The sequence below is a fragment of the Haliea atlantica genome (assembly GCF_054779855.1).
Genome location: NZ_BAAGXL010000003.1, coordinates 67,440 through 91,538 on the forward strand (window position 1 = coordinate 67,440; position 24,099 = coordinate 91,538).

A 24,099-nucleotide genomic window follows, 5' to 3' on the forward strand; every position below is an offset into this window, starting at 1 on the left:
GGCTGGCTCAGGCGTCCAGGGCGGCGAGTACCGCGGCGCCCATCTCGGCGGTGGACACCGCCTGCTGATCCGCGGTGGCGATATCCGCCGTGCGCAGGCCCTGGTCGAGTACACGGCTGACTGCCTGCTCGATGGCCTCCGCCGCGGCGGGTTCCGCCAGGCTGTAGCGCAGCATCATCGCCACCGAGAGAATGGTGGCCAGCGGGTTGGCGATGCCCTGCCCCGCGATGTCCGGCGCCGAGCCGTGGCAGGGTTCGTACATGCCGCGGCCGTCCTTGTCCAGCGAGGCCGAGGGCAGCATGCCGATGGACCCGGTGAGCATGGCCGCGGCGTCGGAGAGGATGTCACCGAACATGTTGCCGGTGACCAGCACGTCGAACTGCTTGGGTGCGCGCACCAGCTGCATCGCGGCGTTGTCCACGTACATGTGGCTGAGCTCGACGTCCGGGTACTCCTTGCCCAGCTCCTCCATGATCTCCCGCCACAGCACCGTGACCTCGAGGACATTGCTCTTGTCTACCGAGCATAGCCGACCGCCGCGCTGTTGCGCCAGGCGGAAGGCCAGGTGGCCGATGCGGCGGATTTCCGACTCGCGGTACACATAGGTGTTGAAACCCTCGCGCTCGCCGTTCTCCAGGGTGCGGATTCCCCGGGGCTCGCCGAAATAGATACCGCCGGTCAGCTCGCGGACGATCAGGATATCCAGGCCCGCGACCAGCTCCGCCTTGAGCGAGGAGGCCTCGGCCAGCTGCGGGTAGAGTAGCGCGGGGCGCAGGTTGCCGAACAGCTCGAGTTCCTTGCGCAGACCCAGCAGGCCGCGCTCGGGGCGCAAGTGGCGTTCGACCGTGTCCCACTTGGGGCCGCCCACGGCGCCGAGCAGGATGGCGTCCGCCGCGCGGGCCGCCGCCAGGGTCGCCTCCGGCAGCGGGGTGCCCTCGGCGTCAATGGCGGCGCCGCCGAGTAGGCCCTGTTCCAGGCTCAGCCCGAGGTCGAAGCGATCGTTCACCGCCTCCAGCACCTTGACCGCCTCGGCCATGATTTCCGGACCGATGTAGTCCCCGGGCAATACCAGTATCCGTCTAGCCACGTGTCAGTGTCCTCTGTTGCCGGCGCCGAACAGCCAGGGCGCCTGTTGTTGCCAGCGCGCCTCGAAGCTGCGGATGGTCTCCGCACTCTCCAGGGTCACGCCGATGTCGTCCAGCCCGTTGAGCAGGCAGTGCTTGCGGAAGGCGTCCACCTCGAAGGTAAAGGCCTCGCCGGCGGGCGTGGTCACCGTCTGTGCCGGCAGGTCCACCTGCAGCTGGTAACCCTCGGTCGCATACAGTTCGCGGAACAGCTGCTCCACCGCCGCCTCGCTCAGTACCACCGGCAGGATGCCGTTCTTGAAGCAGTTGTTGTAGAAAATGTCGGCGAAGCTCGGCGCAATGATGCAGCGGAAGCCGTAGTCCTCCAGCGCCCAGGGCGCGTGCTCGCGGCTGGAGCCGCAGCCGAAGTTCTCCCGGGCCAGCAGCACGCTGGCGCCGCGATAGCGGTCCTGGTTCAGGGGGAAATCCGGGTTCAGCGGACGCTGGCTGCAATCCTGCCCCGGCTGCCCTTCATCCAGGTAGCGCAGCTCGTCGAACAAGTTGGGGCCGAAGCCGCTGCGCTTGATCGATTTCAGGAACTGCTTGGGAATGATCAGGTCGGTGTCGACGTTGGCCCGGTCCATGGGCGCCGCCAGGCCGTCGAGTACGGTGAATGCTTTCATGCCAGCTCCTCCTCCAGGCGGCGCACGTCGACGAAGTGACCGGCGACGGCTGCGGCGGCAGCCATGGCCGGGCTGACCAGGTGGGTGCGCCCCCCCATGCCCTGGCGGCCCTCGAAATTGCGGTTGGAGGTGGAGGCGCAGTGCTCCCCGGCCCCCAGTTTGTCGGCGTTCATCGCCAGGCACATGGAGCAGCCCGGCTCCCGCCACTCCATGCCGGCCTCGATAAAGATGCGGTCCAGGCCCTCGGCCTCGGCCTGGGCCTTGACCAGCCCGGAGCCCGGCACCACCAGGGCCTGCTTGACCGACGCCGCCACCTTGCGGCCGCGCACCACCTCGGCGGCGGCGCGCAGGTCCTCGATACGGGAGTTGGTGCAGGAGCCAATGAACACGCGGTCGGGCCGAATGTCGCGGATGCGCATCCCCGGTGTCAGGCCCATGTATTCCAGTGCGCGCTGCACCGCGGCACGGCGCGAGGCAGTGTCCTGGCTTTCCGGGTCGGGGAGCACGCCGTCGATCGGCAACACCATTTCCGGCGAGGTACCCCAGGTCACCTGGGGCTGAATGTCTGCCCCGCGCAGCACCACCTCGCGGTCAAAGACCGCGTCGGGGTCACTGTGCAGGTCAGCCCAGGCACTGACCGCGGCGTCCCACAGTTCGCCCCGGGGGGCGCCCGGACGGTCCTTCACGTAGTCGATGGTGGCCTGGTCCACCGCCACCATGCCCATGCGCGCGCCGGCCTCGATGGACATGTTGCACAGGGTCATGCGCCCTTCCATGCTCATGTCGCGCACCACGTCGCCGCCAAACTCGATGGCATAGCCGGTGCCGCCGGCGGTGCCGATCTCGCCGATGATGGCCAGGGCCACGTCCTTGGCGGTCACCCCCGGCTGCAGCTGGCCGTCGACCCGCACCAGCATGTTCTTCATCTTCTTCTGGACCAGGCACTGGGTGGCCAGCACATGCTCCACCTCGGAGGTGCCGATGCCGTGGGCCAGGGCGCCGAAAGCGCCGTGGGTCGAAGTGTGGGAGTCGCCGCAGACCACGGTCATGCCGGGCAGCGTGGCCCCCTGCTCCGGGCCCACGACATGCACAATCCCCTGGCGCCGGTCATTGATCTGGATCTCGGTGATGTCGAAGGCCAGGCAGTTGTCGTCCAGGGTCTGCACCTGCAGACGGGAAATCGGGTCGAGAATCCCGGCCACGCCGCCGGCGCGCTCGGCGCTCTCGGTGGGCACATTGTGGTCGGGGACTGCCAGGTTGGCGTCGCGGCGCCAGGGCTGGCGGCCGGCCAGGCGCAGGCCCTCGAAGGCCTGGGGCGAGGTCACCTCGTGGATCAGGTGGCGATCGATGTAGACCAGCGCGGAGCCGTCGTCGCGCTGCTCCACCAGATGGTTGCGCCAGAGCTTGTCATACAGGGTCAGTGCGGCCATGCGCCGGTGTCCTCGTGTGCGGGAAAACAGCTGCAGTTTACCGCTTGACCCAAGGATAACTCAAATTTATTATTTTTATTCGATGCATTCCTTGGGGGAATCTAAAGCTGGATACCCAGAACCTTCAGACCTTCCTACTGGTGGCGGAACAGGGCTCCTTTTCCCTCGCGGCGGAGCGCCTGCACCTGACCCAGCCCGCCGTCAGCAAGCGCATCGCGCTGCTGGAGCAGCAGCTGCAGTGCAGCCTGTTCGACCGCATCGGCCGGCATGTCAGCCTGACCGAGGCGGGCAGCGCCCTGCTGCCCCATGCGCGGCGGATCGTGCAACAGCTGGATCAGGCGACCCAGGCCGTGCGCGACCTCTCCGGTGGCGTAGCCGGGGAACTGCGTCTGGCCACCAGCCACCATATCGGCCTGCACCGACTGCCGCCGGTACTCAGTCGCTTCAGCCGGCACTATCCCGAGGTGCAGATCGATATCGACTTCCTCGACTCGGAGCACGCCTACGAATTGATTCAGCAGGGCAAGGTGGAACTGGCCGTGGTCACCCTGGCGCCCGGGGGGGATGGCAGCGTGATTGCGCGACCGGTCTGGCACGACCCCCTGTGTTTCATGGTCGCCCCGGACCACCCCCTCTCCAGCGCGCCCCAGCTGACCCTGGCGGCACTGGCCGACTTCCCCGCGGTACTGCCGGGGCTCGGCACCTACACCGGGCAGATCGTCAAGGGCCTGTTCCGCCAGCACCACCTGGCACTGCAGGTCTCCATGGCCACCAATTACCTGGAAACCCTGCGCATGATGGCCTCGGTGGGCCTGGGCTGGACGGTACTGCCGGCAAGCATGCTGGATGATTCCCTGCGCAGCCTGGAGGTGGAGGGCGTGACCATGGCCCGCAGCCTGGGGACGATCTACCACCGCGGGCGAAGCCTGTCCCGGGCTGCCCAGGCCTTTCTGGCCACCCTGGAGGATGGCGCACAGGCGCCGCCTACTCCCCCGGCGGATCGCTGAGCAGATCCGCCGCCGGACGCTCCCGCTTCCAGATGCCGGCGTGATCGGGCAGATAGATCGTGCCATTGAAGCGCGCCACGACGCCGCTGGAACCCTCGATCAGCCCGCTGCAAAAGCCAAAGCGGCGTTTGACGTCAACCTGCATCACCGTCGCCTCGAGCCAGTCGCCGAGGCGGCCGGCGCCGATGAAGTCCAGCGACAAACTGATGGTGGGGTTGCCAGCGCGCTCGCCGCGGGCGTGGTTGACCCCGGTGGCGGCCGTGATATCGGCCAGGGTGGCCAGCACCCCGCCGTGGCAGATGCCCATGATGTTGGCGTGGGCCTCGATGACACGCAGGCCGAAGCGTACCCGGTCTCCCTCCAGGGAGCGATACAGGGGTTGCAGCACATCGGTAAACCCGAGGCCTGTCGGCACGCGCTGGAAGCCCGCGGGGACCGCATCGCGCCCCGCGCCCGCCTGCTGTTGTTCGTCTGCCGCCATGGCGACTCCTACACGGGACCGCCGGTCAACCCGCAGCCCTTGCCTGATTCAGAAAATCCCCATCGCCAGGCCGGTGGCAAAGGCCTCGCCCAGCTCCCGGGCCCGCTGCAGGGACGTCGCATCGGGCTCGCCGCGCACGATCAGCGTGTCCGTGGCCCGGGTCAGAGGGTAACCCGAGAGCATGGTCTCGGCCAGGCGCCGCGCGTTGCGCCCATCGTTGCCGGCACTGATCACCATGGCGTAGGGAATTACGTGCTCCCGCGCCGAGACCGGGTAGAAGGTGCGATCGAGAAAATCCTTCAGCCCGCCGCTCAGGCTGCCCGCATTCTCCGCGCCCACCAGCAGCAGCCCGCGGGCCGCCAGCAGCTCGCGGCTGCCGGCGTCCCAGCTGCGGAGCACGCTGACCTCGCCGGCATCGGCAGCCAGCGCGCCCTGCCAGGCCGCGCGCGCCAGCGCCGCGCTGGCGCCGCTCTGGCTGTAGTACACAATCAGCACATCGGCCTCCTTGGGTCAGCGTGGCGCCCGCTGTGGACAACTCTGGGGGCAGCCTCTGGGCAAGCTGTACTTATCCACGGCCCATCGGCGAGTTTCACGCAGAACATTAAGTCCATAAAAATTCTATTTATTAATAGCTTGGGTAAAATTTCTAAGCCACTGCATTACGCGTGGAACAGGCCATGGACCCGCTTTGCCACCCCCGCCGCATTGTGGACAAGTTGGCGCAGGTGAGCCGTCCACTGCCGCCGCGGCGCCCCGGGTTGTGCCGGAGCCGTCCGGCACTGGCATCAGGCCGGCGCATGCCGAATCCGCCAGCACTGGTGGATGCGCGGGTTGCGCTGGAAGTCCGGGTCCAGGGTTTGCCGGGAAATATCCTCGCAGTGGAATGTTGCCTCCAGTTCCGCCGCGAGCTTGAAGCCCCGCCGGTTGTTGGAAAAGTAGAGGGTGCCGCCGGGGGCGAGGCGCGCCATGGCCAGGCGCACCAGCTCCACCTGGTCGCGCAGCACGTCGAAGGTGTCCGCAACCTGGCGCGAGTTGGAGAAGGACGGCGGGTCCAGCAGAATCAGGTCGAAGGTGTCGCGGTTTTGCCCCAGCCAGGCCAGGCAGTCGGCACGCTCCAGGCGATTGCGGTTTTCATCCAGGCCGTTGTGGGCCAGGTTTTTGCGCAGCCAGCCCAGGTAGGTGTTCGAGAGGTCCACGCTGGTGGTTTGTCGCGCGCCCCCCAGGGCCGCGTGTACGGTCGCGGTACCGGTGTAGCAGAACAGGTTGAGGAAGCGCAGCCCGGCCGCCTCCCGGGCGAGGCGCAAGCGCAGCGGGCGGTGATCGAGGAACAGGCCGGTATCCAGGTAATCGGTGAGGTTGACCAGCAAACGCGCCTGCCCCTCGCGCACGGAGCGCAGCTCCCCGCGGTGGTCCTGGCGGGTGTACTGCTCGCTCCCGCGCTGGCGCTGGCGCGTCTTGAACACGATGCGCGCCGGGGGTACCCCGAGGGCCACCGGCAGGGCCTGGCGCACCTCTTCCCGGTGCAGCTCGGCCTGGGCCTCGGAGACCGAGCGCGGCGCCTGGTATTCCGCCACGTGCACGTGATCGCCGTAGAGGTCTACCGCCACGGCGTACTCCGGCATGTCGGCATCGTAGAGGCGGTAGGCCTCGATGCCCTCGCGCTTGACCCAGGATGCCAGCTTGCGCCGGTTCTTGCGCAGCCGGTTGGCAAACATCTCCGCCCCGGGAGTCAGTGCGGCTGGCGTCGCCTCCGCCACCGTGCCCGGCGCCGCGCTCGCGGCACCCGGCCCACCCGCCTCGCTCGCGGCATCCGACCCAGCCGCCCGGGCCGCACCACCCGCTTTTCGCTTCGGCTGATCGTCGACCAGCCCCGCGGCGGTCAAAGCCTCGTCGGGGCGACGGTCGCTGAGGCGGTTGTCCTGCAGATCAAACAGCAATACCTGCGAGGCCAGGGCCCCGTTCCACAGTTTGTACTGCTTGTGACTGCGCAGGCCGGTGGCGCGCCCGAGGGCGGCATCGGCGGTGAAGATGGCCGCCTGCCAGCCGGGAAATTCCCGCAGCATACATTCACCCAGCTCCCGGTAGAGGTAGGCCAGGCTGGACCGCTCCCCCAGTCGTTCGCCGTAGGGCGGGTTGCACACCAGCAGCCCGATTGGCAGTTCTCGATGGGTCGGTTTTTTCAATTTAGACAGTGGCTTGCAGCTAATTCTTACGACCTTCTCGAGACCGAGGGCGGCGACGTTTTCCTGCGCCCGCCGGACCACCGCGGGGTCGGCGTCGTAGCCGCGGATTTCCGGCAGCTGGGCGCCCAGGCCGCGATCCGCCCGCTGGCGGGCGTCCTGCAGCAGCACCTCCCACTGCCGCGGCTGGTGGCCGCGCCAGGCGCTGAAACCCCAGTGCCGGCGCCCGAGGCCGGGGGCGATATCCGCCACCATCATCGCCGCTTCCAGCAGCAGCGTACCGGACCCGCACATGGGGTCGATCAGCGCGCCGCCGCGGGCCGCCATGCCCGGCCAGTCAGCCCGCAACAGAATGGCCGCGGCCAGGTTTTCCTTCAGCGGCGCCTCGCCGGCCTTGAGACGGTAGCCGCGCCGGTGCAGGCTGCCGCCCCCCATGTCCAATGCCAGCAGGGTGCCCTGCTTGCCGAGGCGGACATTGAAGCGCAGGTCGGGTTTCTGCCGGTCCACGGTGGGTCGCTCGCCGAGGCTCGCCTGGAACCAGTCGACGATGGCGTCCTTGCTGCGCTGGGCGCCAAAGCGGGTGTTGCGGATGTCCGGACTCTCGCCGCTGAAGTCGATGGCAAAGCGCTGCCGCGGGCTCATGATGGCACCCCAGTCGACCTCCCGCAGTCCGCGGTAGAGACCGTCGGCATCGGTGGCGGCAATCTGCGCGAGTGGCAGCAGGATCCGGTTGGCCAGGCGCGACCAGAGGCAGGCGCGGTAGCCCAGGGCCAGGGGCCCGGCGAAGTGCACGCCAGCCACCGTTTCCCGGGCCTCGCTGGCTCCCAGGGCGCTCAGCTCCTCGGCCAGCAGCTGCTCCATGCCCTTGGGGCAGGTGGCGAACCAGGTCCGGGACGCGCCGGGCGCCGGTGTCGCGGAATGCTCTGTCACGTCAATGGGTCTCCTGTGGTGTTTCGAGTTCGAGGGCCAGTATCCGGCCGAGAATATTCCGCCACTCCGCGTACTGGCTCGACAAGCTGCCGCTGAGCCGGTAGACGCGGCCGTCCACCGACAGCACGGTGGGGCGGACTTCGTTGACAAAGCCCCGGGCCAGTTCTTCCAGGTCCTGCTCCTGAATGCGGCTCCAGCGGAAGGCATTGTAGGCCTGCTCCATGGCGGCGTAGCTGCCGGGGGGGCCGGCGGCCTCGCGCTCCGGCAGGCGGGCGCGATAGCCGGCCCGGTACTGCGACTGCTCGCGGGTGAACTGCCGCCAGAGGTCGTAGGCGGGCTGCAGGGCCTCCGCCAGCTCGAGGTACTGTTCATCCACCGTGTCGACAAACAGGTATTCCCGGTCGCGGATCATCTGCACCCGGGCCAGCATGGGGTCGTCCGCCGCGGGCAGGCGGCGCAGCTGCCACTCCCCCGCCGCACCCCGGGCGAGATAATCCTCGAAGGCGCCCGGCAACAGGCTGGCGGCATAGCGCAGGGTCGCCACCCGGGGCAGCTGCACGAGGGACGCCGGAGGCTGTGCTGCCCGGGCCGCCAGCAGGTCATTGGCCGCGGCGCGATAGAGGTCGGCGAAGGGGTCGCGCCCGGGGGCCACGGGGTAGTCCCCGGCAGTGCTGATGTCGTGGTAGGTGGCATCCAGCCAGACCCGGCCGCGGGCATCCTCGGCGCGCAGGGCGAGCACCAGGCGCTCTCCGTCGCTGTGCAGGATGCGGCCGCGCACCTGAAGGTGGGCGCTGGTCCGGGCATCCGGCTGCACCCGCACCGCGCCCCAGGCGCCGCTGGCCTCGAGGGCCTGGCGCAGGCGAACCGGCAGCAGGCGGGTCTCGTGGCGGCGAATGCCGGGGAACACCCCGTCGGCCGCGGTGGCCTCCTCCGCCAGGCCCGCCTCGAAGACCACCAGCCCGACATCCAGCAGGGGTGTCAGCGCTGTGTCGCGCACCTGCAGGACCACCTCCCCCACCGGCGGCGGCCAGTTTTCGGCGAGGTCGGCCTGCGGCGGCGACACCGGCCCCGGGGCGGCGCAGCCGGCAAGGCAGAGCAGGAGCAGGCTCAGGGCGAGGCGGCGGTGGTACATACCTTGCCTCGGGTGATGGTCTGCTCGCAGTGATACCCGGCGGCCTCGGGGTCGAAGCGCTGGTAGACGCGGCTGACGGTAAAGGGGGCGGAGACCTGACGGGAGCTCAGGCTGGTGGCCACGTGCAGCCAGTCACCGGCCGGGCCCAGGGTAAAGCGGTAGTGAATACTGAGCCCATCGGGCAACTGGATGCTGTGCACGTACTGGTGGCCGTCCCAGCCACAGCGCTCCGCACCCAGCATGTCGCGGCGCAGGGGCGCGCTGCCACTGCCGGTGTCACAGCGCAGGGTAAAGTCGTTCTCCCGGTGAATGCGCAGGCGCGCACTGTCCTGCTCGATGTTCAGCAGGGGGCTGCCGCTGACCTTGTCGGCCATGCGCGCCAGGGCGATGATCGCCTCGCCGCGATCGGACACCCCGCCGACCGAGGCAGCGAGAACCGGTCCGCGCCCGTCCATGTCGGCCCGGGCGCGGCGCTCGGCCTGCTCGCGCAACTCCCGCAGGAGCACATTGACACGCTGCTGCAGATTGTCGCTGCGAGCGTAGTCCAGCGACCAGTCCCCGGCCAGGTTCACCCCGGCATGGGGGGTGGCGGACAGCCCTCCCCCGCCGCTGGCACAGGCGGTGAGGCAGGCAAGGGCAATCGGCAAAAGCAGGCGCGTCATCATCAGGCGCGCAGTGTAACCCAGCCCGCGAGCGGGGCAGAGCCCCGACTCAGGTAAAAAGCCCCTCGCCCCGGGCCAAGTCCCGGCCGATGGTCTCGAGCTGCTGCCCGGCACCGCCGAGCACCATTTCCTGGTAGCGCAGCCACTGGCAGTAGCGCCACAGCGGATAGTCGCGGTCAATGCCGGTACCGCCGTGGACATGCTGGGCGGCGTAACTGAGCCGGTGACCGGTATCCGCGGCGACCACCGCGGCCATGCGGGTCTCCAGCTCGGCGTTCTCCCCGGCAGCGAGCCGGGAGATTGCCTGCCAGCTGGTGAGGCGCAGGCACTCGACGTCGATAAAGGCGTCCGCCAGGCGATGGCCGACCGCCTGGAAGGTGGCTACCGGCACGCCGAACTGGTGGCGCTCGCTGGTGTAGCCGGCACTCATACGCAGTACCCGCTCGGCGGCGCCCAATTGCTGCACGCAGAGCCCGGCGCGCAAGCGCAGGCGCACCCAGTCCCACAGCGCGTGGGCCTCCTCCCGGCACACCACCCGCTCCAGGGGCAGTGAGACGCCCTCCAGCGCCAGTGCCGCCTGGGGCTCGAAATGGGTCAGCTGCAGGGGTGTCAGCGTCAGGCCCGGGCTGTCCCGGTCCAGCAGTACCACCGCCAGCTCACCCTGCAAGCGCACCGGCAACAGCAGGTGGTCCGCCTGGGCCGCCCAGGGCAGGGCCGGATAGCTGCCGGAAAGACGAATTGCGCCGTCCTGCAGTTCCGCCTGCAGGCTGGTTGGGGGCGTATCCGCGGCCTGCCAGAAGGCGCCGGTGAGGAGACGCTCCCCGCGGCAGGCCGCCGGCAGTATCGCCGCCTGCAGGGCCGGGGTGGCGTAGCGCTGCAGGGGTAGCAGACCGGTCACCGTATGGGCCAGTGCCGGCACCGGCGCCAGACTGTGCCCCACCGCCTCCAACAGGAGGCAGAGCTCGACCAGGCCCTGGCCGCTGCCCCCCAGCTCCTCGGGCACCGCCACACCCGGCAGCCCCGCATCACACAGGGTTTGCCAGAGGCCAGCATCAAAGCGCAAGTCGCGGAACTCGTCGTAGCGGGCGAGCCCCGTTGCCTCGACGCCCTCTTCACAGATGCGCCCCGCCAGCTCGCGGATGGCGGTCTGGGTATCGCTGAAGGCAAAGTCCATTCTGCTTCTCCTCTCAGCGGCCCGACCGGGGCATCCATAGCCCGGCCGCCGCGATGATGTCCCGCTGGATCTCGTTGGCCCCACCGCCGAAGGTGATGATCGAGGCGGTGCGATAGAGGCGCTCCAGGCGGCCGCCGACGGCGTTGGCACCCGGGCTGCCGGCCCGCTGCACAGCCGCGGGACCCACCACCTCCCCCAGCAGGCGGAAGATCTCGATAAAGGCCTCGGAGCCAAACACCTTGATGGCCGAGGCCTCGGCCATGCCCAGCTGCCCGGTGCTCATGGCCCAGCTCTGCTTGTAGACCATCAGCTTCATGCACTCGATCAGGGTGCGGCAGCGGGCCAGGTGTTGCTGCACCCAGGCCTGCTCGATGACCCGGCCACCGCTGGCCGCGTCGGTTTCGGCGGCCCAGTGGTGCACGGCGTTGAACAGTTCGGACACCGGGCCGAAATTGATCAGGCTGAGGCGCTCCCGGTTGAGCTGCCCGGTGATCAGCTTCCAGCCCCCGTTTAGCTCACCCACCCGGTGGGCGTCGCTGACCCGCACGTTGTCGTAGAAGGTCGCGTTGGTGCGGACACCGCCCAGGGTATGCACCGGACGGCAGCTGAAGCCGGGGTCGCTGGTGGGAACCAGGAACAGGGAAATGCCCTTGTGCTTGCGGCCGGCGTCGGCGTCGGTGCGCGCCGCCAGCCAGATGTAGTCGCTGAAGTGGGCCAGGGAGGTCCACATTTTCTGACCGTTGATGACCCAGCCGTCGCCGTCGCGTTCGGCGCGGGTGCGCAGGGCAGCGAGGTCGGTGCCGGCCTCGGGCTCCGAGTAGCCGATGGCAATCACCAGCTCGCCGCGCAAAATGCGCGGCACCAGGGTTTCCTGCAGCCAGGGGTTGCCGTGTTCCGCCAGCATCGGCCCCACGGACTCCGTGGTCAGGAAGGGGAAGGGATAGCCCGCGCGCATCACCTCCTCGACGAAAATGAACTGCTCCAGGGGGCTGAGCCCGCGCCCGCCCAGGGACTCCGGCCAGCCCAGGCCTATCCAGCCGTCCCCCCCCATGCGCCGCAGTGCCTCGCGCCAGAGCGGGCCTCCGCCCTCCCCCATGTCGCGCTCGCATTCGGCCCGCAGCGCCGGTGTCATCAGGCCGGCAAAGTAGCCCCGCAATTCGTCGCGCAGCGCGCGCTGGGCGGCGTTGAAACGGATGTCCATGCGCATTCCTCCCGCTGTCTGACGCATCCTAGCCCGGGCCACCCCGCTGTCGCAGCAGGCGCGGGGGCCAGATTCGCTGTCGAAAATGTTCACTGCCCCGCAGCATGCGCGGGCGGTTCACTGCGCTGGACCACGGCTCTGGGGCCAGCGGTGCATAATGCCCCCTCAGGCAAGCAATCGGAGACCATAATGAAAATAGGCGTCTGTCTTCCCTACATGAAAGCCGATCTCGACCGGGCGACGTACCTGGAGTGGTTCCGGCGTATCGACCAGGGCCCCTTCGACAGCCTCTCCTGCGGCGAGCGGGTGCACGGCCCCACGGTGGACATGCGGGTCCTGCTGGCGGCAGCTGCCGCCTGCACCGAACGGGTGGAGATCACCCCGACACTCTATGTGCTACCCATGCACAGTGCCGCCCGGGTGGCCAAGGAGGTCGCCTCCCTGCAGCTGCTGGCCCCGGGGCGGGTGAACCGGGTCTGCGTCGGTTACGGCGGCCGCGAGAAGGACTATGCCGCACTCGAGGCCCCCTTCGAGGGCCGCTACGGCCGCATGGACCGCCAGGTGGAGGCGCTGCGGCGGGTCTGGCGGGGCGAGGAAATCATCGAGGGCGGCGGGCCCATCGGGCCGCGCCCGGAACAGCCGGAGGGCCCGGAGCTGCTCGCCGGCGTGCTCGGCCCCAAGAGTATCCGCCGCTGCATGCGCTGGGCCAACGGCCTCTATGCCTGGTCTGGCAACGCCGAACGCGGCGAGCTGGAGAGTGCCTTCCAGCGCGCCGACCAGGCCTGGGACGAGGCCGGCCGCGGCGGCCGTCCCTACCGCCTGGGGGGCTTCTGGTGCAGCCTGGCGGACAATGCCCAGCAGCGCCTGCACGACTACGTCTACGACTACCTGGCCATCGCCGGCCACGAGATCGCCGAGTGGATGGCCAATTCGGTCAGCCGCAGTAGCCCCGACGCCGTGCGCGAGGGCCTGGACAACGCCGAGGCCGCGGGCTGCGAGGAGGTCTTCCTGGTGCCGGCGACCGCCGACCTCGCCGAGATAGACCGCCTGGCCGAGGTCGTCGCCGCGCGCCGCTGAGCGGCGCGCTCACCCGCCCCGCCCGCGAAACTCACCCGCCGGGTCGCTCACCGGGGTCGCCTCGCACCGCCGGTCACGGCGGGCCGCCCGGTAGTATTACTACCGGTTTTCCCGCTCGGCGGGGCGGGCCCCGGGAAAAATCCCCCGGACCGGTAGTTTGACTACAAGCTACTGTTTCACAAGGCATTTTTACTCCCGGCAGCCGGGTGGCTGGGGTATACTCCCGCGGTCCTTTCGGGCAGCCACCCATTCCATGCAAGCGGAGACACCATGGCCAAACGCGTTTACCTGTTCAACGAAGGCAGCAAGGACGATCGCGACCTGCTCGGCGGCAAGGGCGCCAACCTGTGCGAGATGACCTCCCTGGGCCTGCCGGTCCCCTATGGCTTCGTCATCACCACGCCCACCTGCCGCGAGTTCTTCGAGGCGGGCAACCAGCTGCCGCGCCTGCTGGAACAGGAGTACCGGGTGGCCCTGGACCTGGTGGAAAAGAAAATGGGCGCCCGCTTCGGCGACCCGGAGAATCCCCTGCTGTTCTCCGTGCGCTCCGGCGCCCCGGTGTCCATGCCGGGGATGATGAATACCATCCTCAACCTGGGCATGAACGACGAGATTGCCGCCGGCCTGGCGCGCCGCACCGACAACCCGCGCTTTGCCTACGACAGTTACCGGCGCTTTATCCAGATGTTTGCCGACGTGGTGCTCGGCGCCGACGGCGAACAGTTCGAGCACGAGATCGAGAAATACAAGGCCGCCCACGGCAAGCAGACCGACGTCGACATGACCGCCGAGGACTGGCAGGCGATCATCGCCATCTACAAGACCCTGGTGGACTTCCCCGAGGACCCCTTCGAGCAGTTGCGCCTGGCGGTGGAGGCGGTGTTCCTGTCTTGGCACACTCCCCGCGCCCATGTCTACCGGGAGATGAACAACATCCCCGACAGCCTGGGCACGGCGGTCAACGTGCAGGCCATGGTCTTCGGCAATTTTGGCGACACCTCCGGCTCCGGGGTGGCCTTTACCCGCAACCCCTCCACCGGCGAGCCGGAATTCTTCGGCGAGTTCCTGTTCAACGCCGCCGGCGAGGACGTGGTGGCGGGTATCCGCACGCCGCTGCCGGTGGCCGCCCTGGAGGAGCGCCTGCCCGAGGCTTACCAGGAGCTGTTCCGCATCCAGGCAATTCTGGAAAAGCACTACCGCGACATGCAGGACCTGGAGTTCACGGTCCAGGAAGGTGTGCTCTACATGCTGCAGACCCGCAGCGGCAAGCGCACCGGGCGCGCCGCGGTGCGGATTGCCGTGGACATGGTCAACGAGGGCCTGATCAGCGAGAGCGAGGCGCTGATGCGGGTCTCGCCGGAGCATGTGGAGGCCTTCCTGCACCCGATGGTGGACCCGGAGAAAAAGACCGACGTGGTCGCCACCGGCCTGCCCGCCAGCCCCGGCGGCGCCACCGGGCGCGTGGTCTTCTCCGCCGACGAGGCGGTCGAGGAGGCGGCCAAGGGCCACAGCGTGGTGCTGGTGCGCCGGGAGACCACCCCCGAAGACATCCACGGCATGAAGGTGGCCGCCGGCATCCTCACCGAGCTGGGCGGCATGACCTCCCACGCGGCGGTGGTGGCCCGGGGCATGGGCGTCTGCGCCATCACCGGGGCCGGCGGTCTGCGCATCAACTATGCCGAGGGCACGGCGACCACCGCCGGCGGTGTGGTGATTCACCGCGGTGACGTGATCACCCTCGACGGCACCGCCGGCGAGGTGATGCTGGGGGACGTGCCCAAGACCGAAGCCAGCTCCAGCGAAGACTTCCAGACCCTGCTGTCCTGGGCCGACCAGCACCGCCGCCTGAAGGTGCGCGCCAATGCCGAAACCCCCGAGGACGCCGCCAAGGCCCGGGAACTGGGTGCCGAGGGCATCGGCCTGTGCCGCACCGAGCACATGTTCTTCGAGGCGGAGCGCATCGACGTTATGCGCGGGATGATCCTGGCGGAGACCCGCGAGGAGCGCCAGGGCTTCCTCGACCGCCTGCTGACCTTCCAGGAAGACGACATGCTGGCCCTGTTCCGGGTGATGAACGGCCTGCCAGTCACCGTGCGCCTGCTGGATCCGCCGCTGCACGAGTTCCTGCCCCACGACGAGGCGGACATGCGCTCCCTGGCCGAGCGCCTGGGCAAACCGGTGGAGAAAATCCGCGAGATCACCGCCAACCTCAGCGAAGTCAACCCGATGCTGGGCTTCCGCGGCTGCCGCCTGTCCATCGTCTACCCGGAAATCACCGAGATGCAGGTGCGGGCGATCATCGGCGCCGCGGTGCGGGCCACCGAAGAGGGCCTCAAGCCGCTGCCGGAGATCATGATCCCGCTGGTGGTCAACGTGCGTGAAATCCGCCTGATCAGCGAGATCATCGACCGCGGCATCCAGGCGGTGATGCAGGAGAAGCACATCTCCATCCCCTACAAGATCGGCACCATGATGGAGACACCGCGGGCCACCCTGGGGGCGGATCGCCTGGCGCCGGAGGTGGAGTTCATGAGCTTTGGCACCAACGACCTGACCCAGATGACCTACGGCTTCTCCCGCGACGACGTCGGCAAGTTCCTGCCCCAGTACCTGGACAAGAAGCTGGTGGAGAGCGACCCCTTCGTCTCCCTCGACCAGCGCGCCGTGGGCCGGCTGATGGAGATGGCGGTGCACGAGAGCCGGGCCCGCAAGCCGGGTATCAAGTACGGCATCTGCGGCGAACACGGCGGCGACCCGCGCTCGATCCAGTTCTGCCACGATCTGGGCCTGGACTACGTTTCCTGCAGCCCCTTCCGGGTGCCGGTGGCGCGCATCGCCGCGGCCCAGGCCAGGGTGCGCCGGGAGCTGGGCCTGTGATATAAAGAGCGGAGGCAAGGGGCAGGCTCCCTTTTCGCGATGGGGCCTGTCCCCTTTTCCTCCAAGGCCTGGTGAGGTGAATGAGCAAGGATAATTGGAAGGTCTTCGACCTGGCGGAGATTCGGCAGCGGCTCAAGGGCCAGCCGGTGGAATACCAGGAGTTTCTCAAGGTGCCCGCACTCAGCTGCGGGCTCTATCGTCTGGTCGCGGGCAGCCGCGACATGCAGGCGCCCCACGACGACGACGAAGTCTACCTGGTGCTGGAGGGTCGCGCGCGCATGCGCCTGGGCGACGACGCCGAGAAGGTGGTCGGCCCCGGTGCACTGCTCTACGTCAGCGCCACCACCGAGCACTCCTTCTTCGAAGTCGAGGAAGACATGCTGCTGTTGGTGTTCTTTGCCAGCAACAATTGAGTGATAGCGCGCACCACTGAATCCGGGTTGCGCTAGCCGCCCCCGATCGCCAGTGGGCGCGCCTCGACGCCCTCCCCCAGGATCATCGCCCAGAGCTCGCCCGCACGCTCGCGGCCACCCTCGCGCTGGGTGAGCCACTCCACGTGCGCGTCCGCTTCGGCATTCGGCCGCAGGCGGATGCTCCACAGCGGGCGAATCTCGTTCGGCAGCATGGAGTAGCGCACGTCCATGACCTGCTGCGGGTCCCGCGGGTCCAGTGCCACGTAGCCGTTGCTGAACCAGGTGAAACGCGCCAGATCCCGGGCCTGCTGGGAGTCGGGGTCGAGCCAGGGCAGGTCCCGCTCCGGCGCCAGTTTCGGCACCGATTCCCCCGGATACCAGCGCGGCGTGGGCCAGATCCGCAGGCCGTCGACATGAAAGGCCTGCGGAGTCTCGTAGACCACCTTCCACACCAGCAGATTGCCAAAGCCGGGTTTGGCCTCCAGCCGCAGGACTTGGTGGCCGCGCTGTTGCGCCAGCACCGTGCCCAGCTCCACCGCGGTGTCCCGGGCCTGCCAGCCCAGAGCCAGGTAGCACGCGGCCCAGGCGACGCCCAGGCGCGCCAGCCAGGGCTGCCGGCGCCTCGCCGCCAGCACCACCAGTGCCAGCAGCGGCAGGGTAAACAGGGGGTCGATGATGGAGATGCTGTTCCAGGCGAAGCGCTGATCGCTGAAGGGCCAGAGCAAGAGGGTGCCGTAGGTGGTGCAGGCATCGAGCAGGCCGTGGGTGGCATAGCCCAGGGTGCAGAACAGCAGGCTCTGGCAGAAGCGCAGGCCACCGCGGCGACCGATCAGCGGGTGCAGCACCAGGGCGCAGAGCAGGCCACCCACGGGAATGAAGACCAGGGCGTGGGTGAACTGGCGGTGGTACTCGAGAAACAGCAGGGGATCGCTGCTGGAGCGAATCAGCACATCCAGGTCCGGTGCCATGCCCCCGAGCAGGCCCAGGATGGCCGCCACGACAACCTGTCGCGGCCGGGCGGAGGACTGCGGTACGACGGCGCCGACGACGCCCTGGGTCAAGGGATCCACTGCTGCTCTCCTGTCTCTGACTCTGCCATTATCCGGTTTTTCCCGGCTTTTTGCTCGCTTGTCGGTGGCACTGGTTTACACTGGCGGCCAGTGTCAATGGCACGTCACCAACAGGGAGAGCATTGCCCATGTCCATGCGAATCATCAGCAGTCTGTGTCTCGCCGCGCTCGCGGCCGGCTGTACCGTCAACCCCTACACCGGCAACCAGCAGGCCAGCAAGGCCGCCACCTATGGCGCCGGTGCCGCCGTCGCCTGCGCCCTGGTGGGCTCGATCGAATCCTCCAAGTGGGCGCGCAATGCCGCCCTCGGCTGCGGCCTGGCGGGCGCCGGGGTCGGCGCCTACATGGATGTGCAGGAGGCCAAGCTGCGTCAGCAGCTGGAGGGAACCGGCGTGCGGGTCAGCCGCGAGGGCGACAATATCCGCCTGATCATGCCCGGCAACATCACCTTCGCTACCAACTCGCACACGCTGCGCAGCGAGTTCTACCCGGTGTTGAATTCGGTCGCCGAGGTGGTGACCAAGTATCCCGACACGACGCTGCGGGTCAGCGGACACACCGACAACACCGGGGGACGTGCCCTCAACCAGGAACTCTCGGAACGCCGCGCGGGTAGCGTGGCCGACTACCTGGTCACCCGGCAGGTGGACCGCTCGCGGATGCTGGTGGAAGGCCGCGGCTTCGAGGAGCCGATCGCCGACAACAGCAGCGAAGCCGGACGCGCGCAGAATCGCCGCGTCGAACTGCACATCCTGCCCCGCACCTGAGCCCCGCACCTGAGCCCTGCCCCGGGGCCCCGCTCGCGGGGCCCCGCCTCAATCGATATCAAAGCTGTAATACAGGTCGACCGAGTTCTCGAGGCGACTGACCACTTCCAGCCACAGGCGCGTCTGCAGGTAGAGGCGCGCCGTCAGCACATTGACCGGCTCGTAGAGCCCCACCCCGTAGGACAGGTAGAGACGCTCGCCAAGGTAGCCGCTGACCGTGGCTGCCGTACTCTCCTCGCTGCCCTGGGTGCCGAATTCGATCTCGCTGACCCCGGGCAGGCGGTTCAGGCCGGATACCAGGGCGCTGCGATTGATCAGGCCGGTCCCCAGGGACAGGGCCAGGGCACTGCCGTCGGTGCCACCGCCCGCGTCGAGGCCCCGGCCGCGCACCAGGTAGGAGAGCGCCTCGGTCTGCGAGGTCACCGGGTCGGTGTAGATCTCCAGCTGGGGCTGCTCCAGGGTGCCGGTGACATGCACCCCCGCGCGCAGGTCCTCGGCGCGGATCTCCCGGGAGGCGCGCAGATCCAGCTCCGGATTGCCCGGCAACCCGGAAAAGGCCACCCGGCCGGGTTGCACCGACAGCCGCTGGCCATAGGCTTCCAGTTCGCCGCCCAGCACCTTGAGGTTGCCAAACAGCTGCAGGGGGCTGCCCGGGGACTGCTGCAGGCTGAGGTCGCCCCCGACGCGAACCTCCACGTCCTTGCCCTGCACCAGGAAGCGGTCGCGGATGCGCAGGCGCAGGCGGACATCCCGGTCCAGCCCCTGTGACTCGCGGATGACCTCGCCGCTGTAGTCCACTTCCACCACATCGCTGGACAGATCGACGCCGCCCTCGGGCAGGTGCTCGTAGGCGAGTACGCCCTCGAGCACCTCCACTTCCCCGCGCAGGGTCACCAGCCCCGGGCGCCAGCCCAGGGAGAGGTCGGGGCTGATGGTGGCCTCGGTGTCCGGCGGATAGAGCAGCCGGTTGCCCTCCCCCCGCAGTGTCAGTGACGCCTGCAGTTCGGGCTCCAGGGCAAGCTCCCCCTGCCAGTTCAGGGGGCCTTCGCCGAGGCTGCCCTCCCCGCTGACCCGCGCACTGCGTCCCTGGAAAACCAGTTCGCTGCGCGCCGCGAGAAGGGCCGTCGGATTGCCCTGCAGGCTGAGCCGCCCCTCGCGCCACTGCAGTCGACCATCCAGCTGCGGCGAGGCAAGGCTTCCCCCCAGTTGCAGCTGGCCATCCAGGTGCCCCGCGAGGTCCGACAGGGGCGTGATCAGGGGCTCCCAGGGGGCAAGTTCGAGGGCGTCCAGTTCCAGGCTGCCACGCAGTTCCGCCGCCTCGCCGGGCGTGCGGGTGGCCTGCAGCGAGACCCGCGGGCTGCCGTTCTCCACCAGCTGCGCCGTGACAGCCACCCCCCCATCCCGGAGGGCGATGGTGCCGGCCAGGCGCTGCCAGGACCAGCTGGCGGACTCGCCTTCCGGCAGCCAGTGGGTCAACTGGCCGTTCTCGCTGCCGAGGCGGGCCTCCAGCACCGGGGGCCGGTCGGGACGCCAGGACGCGGACAGTGCGCCTTCCAGTGGGCCCTCCAGGGTAAGCCGGGTGGGCAGCAGTGGATCGAGTACCGCGAGCTCGCCGTCCAGCTGCACTCGGCCCTGCCCCTCCGGACCCAGGGTCCAGGCCTCGCTGCAGAGCGACAGGCTGGGCAGGTACCAGCAGTGGGCCGCCAGCTCGCCACGGGATTGCGACCAGTCCAGGCTTACCTCGGGATCCGTGCGCAGGGGCCCCAGGGGCGTGTCGAAGGCCAGGGACTGCAGGCGGAACTGCCAGCCGGCGTCCTGTTGACGGGCCTGTAACGACAGTTCCCCCTCGATCACGCCGCGGCTCTCCAGGGCGAGTCGCGGCGCGGTGGCCGGGCCCTCCAGGCGCAGGGACAGGCGCTCCAGCGCAAGTCCGCCCAGTTCGGGCCCCTCGAGCAAGAGCGTGCCGGTCTGCATGCCCTCCCGGTTCAGGGCGAGCTCGGCCTGGAGGCTGGCGGAGGGCAGGCGATTCCCGGCCCAGGCAAGCCCCTCGGCATCGCCTTCCAGTCGCAGCGTGCCCAGCCCCCCGGAAAGCTCGCCGAGGAGCTGCAGGCGACCGCGGGCCCCGGGCTGCCAGCGGCCCAGCTCGGGCACCTTGAGTGCCAGTGCGGCGGCGCTGTCCTCGCCCTCGGCACCGGCCAGGGCCAGGCTGGCACCGTTGGCCTCCAGCAGCAGGCGTCCCTCGCGGATCCAGGCCTCGCTGTCGACCTCCAGGTCGCCACGCAGGGTGGCAGGCAGGCCATTGATATCCCCCGCCAGATCGGCATCGCGGATACTCAGCGCCCAGCTCTCCCCGCGCCAGTGACCCGCAGTGCGCAGACCGCCCTGAACCTGACCCTGCAGGTACTGGCTCAGATCCGGTAATTTCAGGGCTTCACTGTTCAGCTGTAGCTGCCAGGCAATGCCCTCCTCGGCATAGTTCAGGTCTCCCGCCAGCTCGAGCCGGGCGGGGCCCTGCTGCAGGCTCAACTGGTCGAGGCTCAGTTGGCCCGTCCGGTGACGCAGGGCGGTCACCAGGGAGAGCTGCGGATAACCGGGTAGTGCCAGCCCCCCCTCGATGCGCGCCGACTGTTCCTCGAGGTCACCCTCGACGTGCAGGGTCAGGGCCTCGGGCAGACCCGGTGCGGGCAGGTCTTCGGGCCACTCGGGCAGTGTCTGCAGTGCGCTGGCGGAGACCGCTTCCACCCGCGCCTCGAGCACAAAGGGCAGCTCGCTTGCCAGGGCATCCAGGCGCAGGCGAGTCTGTACCTGCAGGGGGCTGTCCAGGGCCAGCTCAACCTGGAGTCGGGAGAGCTTGCCGTCGAGGAGCAGGGACACTTCCCGCTCGCGCAAACTGAGCGGCAGCGGGGCCTCCGTTGCAGGGGTGATACTGCCGCGCCAGTCGACCGACCAGGGCTCCGCCATGCGCAGCTCACCCTCGCCGCGGGCGCGCCCAAAGCCCTCGGCGTACAGGTCCACGGATTCCAGGGCAAGGGTCACGCCCTGCCAATAGACGCCGGCCTGCCCCGATAGCCGGAGCCATTCATCGCCCTCCCTGGAAACGCGCAGGGACCCCAGGCGCAGCTGTCGCAGCTCCAGTGGCAGCGGGTTGACCACCGCCGGCAAGCCGACGCTGTCGGCGCTCGCCTCGTCCGGTTCGGGCTCGCCGCGCAGCTCAATCGCGACCTGACCCAGCTCGAGAAGCTCGAGACACAGGGTACTGCGCCACAGGCAGCGGGGATTCACCACACTGCGCCAGTCCCGCAGCTCCACTGACAGCGCCGGCAGGGTCAACTGGACGCGATCCAGCGCCAGTTCTCCCAGCAGCCGCCCCCGGCGGTAGTCGATCGCCACCGGCACTGACTCGGGCAACCAGGCGATGGCGCTGCGGGTACCGGCGGCGGTGAACAGCACCGCTACCAGCGCGAACAGTGGCAGGGCCATGAGTATCAGCAGGGCCAGGGCCAGGCGTCTCAAAATTCGGCTCCGATGTTGATGTGCAGGCGCCAGCCCGGCTGGTCCTTGCTCAGGCTGCGCGCCACTTCCAGTTTCAGCGCCCCCACGGGGGTCAGGTAGTGGAGGCCGGTGCCCAGGGCGTAGTTGAGGTCGAGCTCACCCTCGTTAAAGGCGTCCCCGGCATCGGAGAAGACCGCCAGGCGCCAGTCGGGCCGCACCCGGTACTGGTATTCCAGGCTGCCCAGGAGCAGGCGGTCGCCGCCGAGCACGATATCCCGGCGCTGGCCGTCGCGGGTCAGCACCGGAAGCGGGTTGCCGATGGACTGGTAGGCAAAACCGCGCAGGCTCTGGGAACCGCCGGCGAAAAAGCCCAGGGAGGGGGCCAGGCGGTCCCGGTCTTCCTCGTCCAGGTAGACCGCCCCCGCCTCCGCGCGGCTGACCACGCGGTGCCTGTCGCCGAAGGACATCACGTGCACCCAGCGGGCGTGAAGGCGCACCAGGTCGAGTGTGCCCCCGAGAGACTCCGACGCGCCTTCGAGACTGTAGTACTGACTGAAGCCCCGCTCGGGATTGACCAGCGGGCCCTCCCGCCATTTGTGGGCCAGGCTGATCCCGGGCAGCAGGTAGTCCTCGTTGCCGCGCACCGGATCGGCATCCCAGCGCTCGTTGAGGAAACGCAGGGACAGGCTGCGCACCCACTCGCCGCTGCGCTGCTCCCGGCGCACCGCCAGTTCCTGCTGGCGGCTGTCGAGATCGCCGAACTCGTTTTCCTCGACCCGGGCCCGCAACTGCAGGACATCGTCCAGGGGGTGCGTCAGGGGAATGTTCCAGGTCACCCGGCCGCTGGGGTTCACCGCCGAGTACTCGAGGCGTGTCTCCTGGCTGTGGCCGTAGCGGTTGATCCGCGGGGTGCGCCAGACCATCGAGACCCGTTCCTCGGTGTCGGTGCTGTAGCCGAGGCCCACATCGATGCTGTGCCGGGGCGCCGGGAACAGCTCCAGGCGCAGGGGGATCTCGCCGTCGCTGCGCTCGTCCAGTTCCGGGCGCAGGGTGATACCGGAGAAGTAGCCGGTGCGCTGCAGGCGCGACTGGAAAGTCTGCAGGGCCTCCAGGCTGAAGGGCTCGCCCTGCTCGAAGGGCTGCAGCGCCTGGCGGTGACGCACCGCCAGCAGGTCGGCGGGCTCCTGCTGTATGGCACCGAAACGGTAGCGCGTGCCGCTGGCATAGAGCAGATCGATGTCTGCGCTGCCGCCGGTGGCCTCGACTTCGACCCGGTGTCGCTGCAGGCGCGCGTCGAAGTAGCCGCGTCGCTGGCCGAGGGTCAACAGGGCATTCTTCATCGACTGGTATTCACCGTGGTGGAACACCTCGCCCTCGCTCAGGGGCAGGGTCTCCCGGAAGCGCTGGAAGGCCGGGTCCTCAGCGGCCTCGCCGGTCACCGCCAGGGACAGCTCGCGGATGCGCACCGGCTCACGGGGGTCGATACGCACCGTCAGTTGCCAGGGTTCGCGCTCCCGGTCCAGGCTCAGGTCGACATCCGCGCGATAATAACCGAGGGCCTCCAGGCTGCGGTTGATACGCTCGCGGGCGCCGGCGACCAGGTTGGCACGGGCGGAGGGGCTTTGCGGCGCCTCCCCCAGCCAGGCCTCGACATTCTCCCGCAGGGCACCGTCGACGCCCTCGACGCGGTACTCCAACAGTGGCTCCTCGGCCCGGGCGCCGCACAGCACCAGGCTGGCGAGCAGGCACAGGCCCGCCCGCCAGCCCTTACGAGGCAACATGAAGTCCGGCGCTGCCCCAGACATTGAAGCCGGCAATGCGCGGGGTGCGCGGCAGGTAGCCGGTGGCCAGATCCCCGCAGGCAAAGCCCGCGTTTGCCAGCAGGCCGGGGATGTCCCGGTTCAGGTGGCAGCCCCCCATGACCCGGTGCCAAAGGGGATCCAGACGCTCCTGCCAGCGGCGCACGCCGGCATCGGGAGCCTGGCCGTGTTCACAGAAGTGCAGCTGCCCCCCGGGCCGCAACACCCGCGCCACCTCGCGCAGGGCCTGCGCGGGGTCGGGAATGGTGCACAAGCTGAAGGTGATCACGGCACAGTCGACACTGGCCGCGGGGAGCGGTATCGACTCACCCGACAGGCCGAGGAATTCCACCGGGAAGCTCACGCTGGCCGCCCGCTCACCGGCCAGCCGCCAGGAGGCTTCGGAGGGATCGACGCCGATCAGTCGCTCAACGCGCCTGCTGTCGTAATACGGCAGGTTGTGGCCGGTGCCGATGCCGACCTCCAGCACCACCCCGCGGGCCAGCGGCACCACCTTCTCTCGCTGCCGCATCATCACCGCGTTGCCACACCCGCAATTGATCAGATGGGGCAGCACCCTGTTTTCGTAGAAACCCATGTATCGTCCGACTCCTCGCCACGCGGGATTATAGCCATGCGCCTGCCCGCCGCCTACGCTAT

At 68.9% G+C, this 24,099-nt stretch carries 19 protein-coding genes; 5 read left to right on the plus strand and 14 right to left on the minus strand.

From position 1 onward, the window contains the following. Window positions 1–7 precede the first annotated feature (7 nt). From leuB to leuC, 3 genes are read right to left on the minus strand one after another with little or no spacing between them, the layout of a single operon-like run. On the minus strand, window positions 8–1,087 hold the full coding sequence (gene leuB / locus ACYVGS_RS00395) for a 3-isopropylmalate dehydrogenase (protein WP_460586646.1): 1,080 nt from the start codon (window positions 1,085–1,087) through the stop codon (window positions 8–10). A 3-nt stretch (window positions 1,088–1,090) separates the two neighbouring features. Continuing rightward, on the minus strand, window positions 1,091–1,747 hold the full coding sequence (leuD, locus tag ACYVGS_RS00400; RefSeq protein ID WP_460586647.1) for a 3-isopropylmalate dehydratase small subunit: 657 nt from the start codon (window positions 1,745–1,747) through the stop codon (window positions 1,091–1,093). After that, window positions 1,744–3,177 (minus strand): 3-isopropylmalate dehydratase large subunit, encoded by a 1,434-nt coding sequence (gene leuC / locus ACYVGS_RS00405; protein ID WP_460586648.1) that lies wholly within the window; start codon window positions 3,175–3,177, stop codon window positions 1,744–1,746. The genes leuD and leuC overlap by 4 nt, the downstream gene beginning before the upstream one ends. Before the next feature lie 107 nt (window positions 3,178–3,284). Between leuC and ACYVGS_RS00410 the strand changes: the two genes are divergently transcribed. Continuing rightward, the gene (locus ACYVGS_RS00410; protein WP_460587573.1) at window positions 3,285–4,184 is read left to right on the plus strand and encodes a LysR family transcriptional regulator; all 900 of its coding nucleotides are present in this window, start codon (window positions 3,285–3,287) and stop codon (window positions 4,182–4,184) included. On the opposite strand, the gene ACYVGS_RS00415 is transcribed toward ACYVGS_RS00410, so the two are convergent. From ACYVGS_RS00415 to ACYVGS_RS00445, 7 genes are all read right to left on the minus strand, one after another. After that, window positions 4,162–4,665: a PaaI family thioesterase gene (locus tag ACYVGS_RS00415; protein ID WP_460586649.1), complete on the minus strand. Its 504-nt coding sequence runs from the start codon at window positions 4,663–4,665 to the stop codon at window positions 4,162–4,164. The genes ACYVGS_RS00410 and ACYVGS_RS00415 overlap by 23 nt on opposite strands. A gap of 48 nt (window positions 4,666–4,713) precedes the next feature. Then, window positions 4,714–5,160: a flavodoxin gene (locus ACYVGS_RS00420; protein ID WP_460586650.1), complete on the minus strand. Its 447-nt coding sequence runs from the start codon at window positions 5,158–5,160 to the stop codon at window positions 4,714–4,716. A 290-nt stretch (window positions 5,161–5,450) separates the two neighbouring features. Then, window positions 5,451–7,775 (minus strand): 23S rRNA (guanine(2445)-N(2))/(guanine(2069)-N(7))-methyltransferase, encoded by a 2,325-nt coding sequence (gene rlmKL / locus ACYVGS_RS00425; RefSeq protein ID WP_460586651.1) that lies wholly within the window; start codon window positions 7,773–7,775, stop codon window positions 5,451–5,453. A gap of 1 nt (window position 7,776) precedes the next feature. Further along, window positions 7,777–8,907, minus strand: coding sequence for a hypothetical protein (locus ACYVGS_RS00430; protein ID WP_460586652.1), 1,131 nt, complete (start codon window positions 8,905–8,907; stop codon window positions 7,777–7,779). Beyond that, on the minus strand, window positions 8,883–9,572 hold the full coding sequence (locus ACYVGS_RS00435) for a hypothetical protein (protein ID WP_460586653.1): 690 nt from the start codon (window positions 9,570–9,572) through the stop codon (window positions 8,883–8,885). Before ACYVGS_RS00435 ends, ACYVGS_RS00430 begins: the two co-directional genes overlap by 25 nt. Before the next feature lie 46 nt (window positions 9,573–9,618). Then, window positions 9,619–10,743 carry an acyl-CoA dehydrogenase family protein gene (locus ACYVGS_RS00440; protein ID WP_460586654.1) on the minus strand — a complete coding sequence of 375 codons (1,125 nt, stop codon included), beginning with the start codon at window positions 10,741–10,743 and terminating at the stop codon, window positions 9,619–9,621. 13 nt (window positions 10,744–10,756) lie between these two features. Then, window positions 10,757–11,944 carry an acyl-CoA dehydrogenase family protein gene (locus ACYVGS_RS00445; RefSeq protein ID WP_460586655.1) on the minus strand — a complete coding sequence of 396 codons (1,188 nt, stop codon included), beginning with the start codon at window positions 11,942–11,944 and terminating at the stop codon, window positions 10,757–10,759. 189 nt (window positions 11,945–12,133) lie between these two features. Here ACYVGS_RS00445 and ACYVGS_RS00450 point away from each other — a divergent pair, with 189 nt between their 5' ends. The 3 genes from ACYVGS_RS00450 (at window position 12,134) to ACYVGS_RS00460 (ending at window position 16,311) form a co-directional block, all read left to right on the plus strand. Next, window positions 12,134–13,021 carry an LLM class flavin-dependent oxidoreductase gene (locus tag ACYVGS_RS00450; RefSeq protein WP_460586656.1) on the plus strand — a complete coding sequence of 296 codons (888 nt, stop codon included), beginning with the start codon at window positions 12,134–12,136 and terminating at the stop codon, window positions 13,019–13,021. 270 nt (window positions 13,022–13,291) lie between these two features. Further along, the gene (ppdK, locus tag ACYVGS_RS00455; protein WP_460586657.1) at window positions 13,292–15,898 is read left to right on the plus strand and encodes a pyruvate, phosphate dikinase; all 2,607 of its coding nucleotides are present in this window, start codon (window positions 13,292–13,294) and stop codon (window positions 15,896–15,898) included. 80 nt (window positions 15,899–15,978) lie between these two features. Then, complete coding sequence (locus ACYVGS_RS00460) at window positions 15,979–16,311, plus strand: cupin domain-containing protein (protein ID WP_460586658.1); 333 nt, start codon at window positions 15,979–15,981, stop codon at window positions 16,309–16,311. Between the two features lie 32 nt (window positions 16,312–16,343). Here ACYVGS_RS00460 and ACYVGS_RS00465 read toward each other — a convergent pair whose 3' ends face one another. Next, window positions 16,344–17,381 (minus strand): metal-dependent hydrolase, encoded by a 1,038-nt coding sequence (locus tag ACYVGS_RS00465; protein WP_460586659.1) that lies wholly within the window; start codon window positions 17,379–17,381, stop codon window positions 16,344–16,346. 134 nt (window positions 17,382–17,515) lie between these two features. On the opposite strand from ACYVGS_RS00465, the gene ACYVGS_RS00470 reads away from it, so the two are divergent. Further along, the gene (locus ACYVGS_RS00470) at window positions 17,516–18,148 is read left to right on the plus strand and encodes an OmpA family protein (protein ID WP_460587575.1); all 633 of its coding nucleotides are present in this window, start codon (window positions 17,516–17,518) and stop codon (window positions 18,146–18,148) included. 48 nt (window positions 18,149–18,196) lie between these two features. Here ACYVGS_RS00470 and ACYVGS_RS00475 read toward each other — a convergent pair whose 3' ends face one another. The 3 genes from ACYVGS_RS00475 to ACYVGS_RS00485 are packed head-to-tail and all read right to left on the minus strand — an operon-like array spanning window position 18,197 to window position 24,037. After that, window positions 18,197–21,661 carry a translocation/assembly module TamB domain-containing protein gene (locus ACYVGS_RS00475; RefSeq protein WP_460586660.1) on the minus strand — a complete coding sequence of 1,155 codons (3,465 nt, stop codon included), beginning with the start codon at window positions 21,659–21,661 and terminating at the stop codon, window positions 18,197–18,199. After that, complete coding sequence (locus tag ACYVGS_RS00480; RefSeq protein ID WP_460586661.1) at window positions 21,658–23,421, minus strand: autotransporter assembly complex protein TamA; 1,764 nt, start codon at window positions 23,419–23,421, stop codon at window positions 21,658–21,660. Before ACYVGS_RS00480 ends, ACYVGS_RS00475 begins: the two co-directional genes overlap by 4 nt. Beyond that, a complete protein-coding gene (locus ACYVGS_RS00485; RefSeq protein ID WP_460586662.1) occupies window positions 23,408–24,037 on the minus strand; it encodes a class I SAM-dependent methyltransferase in 630 nt (209 codons plus the stop codon). The genes ACYVGS_RS00480 and ACYVGS_RS00485 overlap by 14 nt, the downstream gene beginning before the upstream one ends. Window positions 24,038–24,099: the final 62 nt, after the last annotated feature.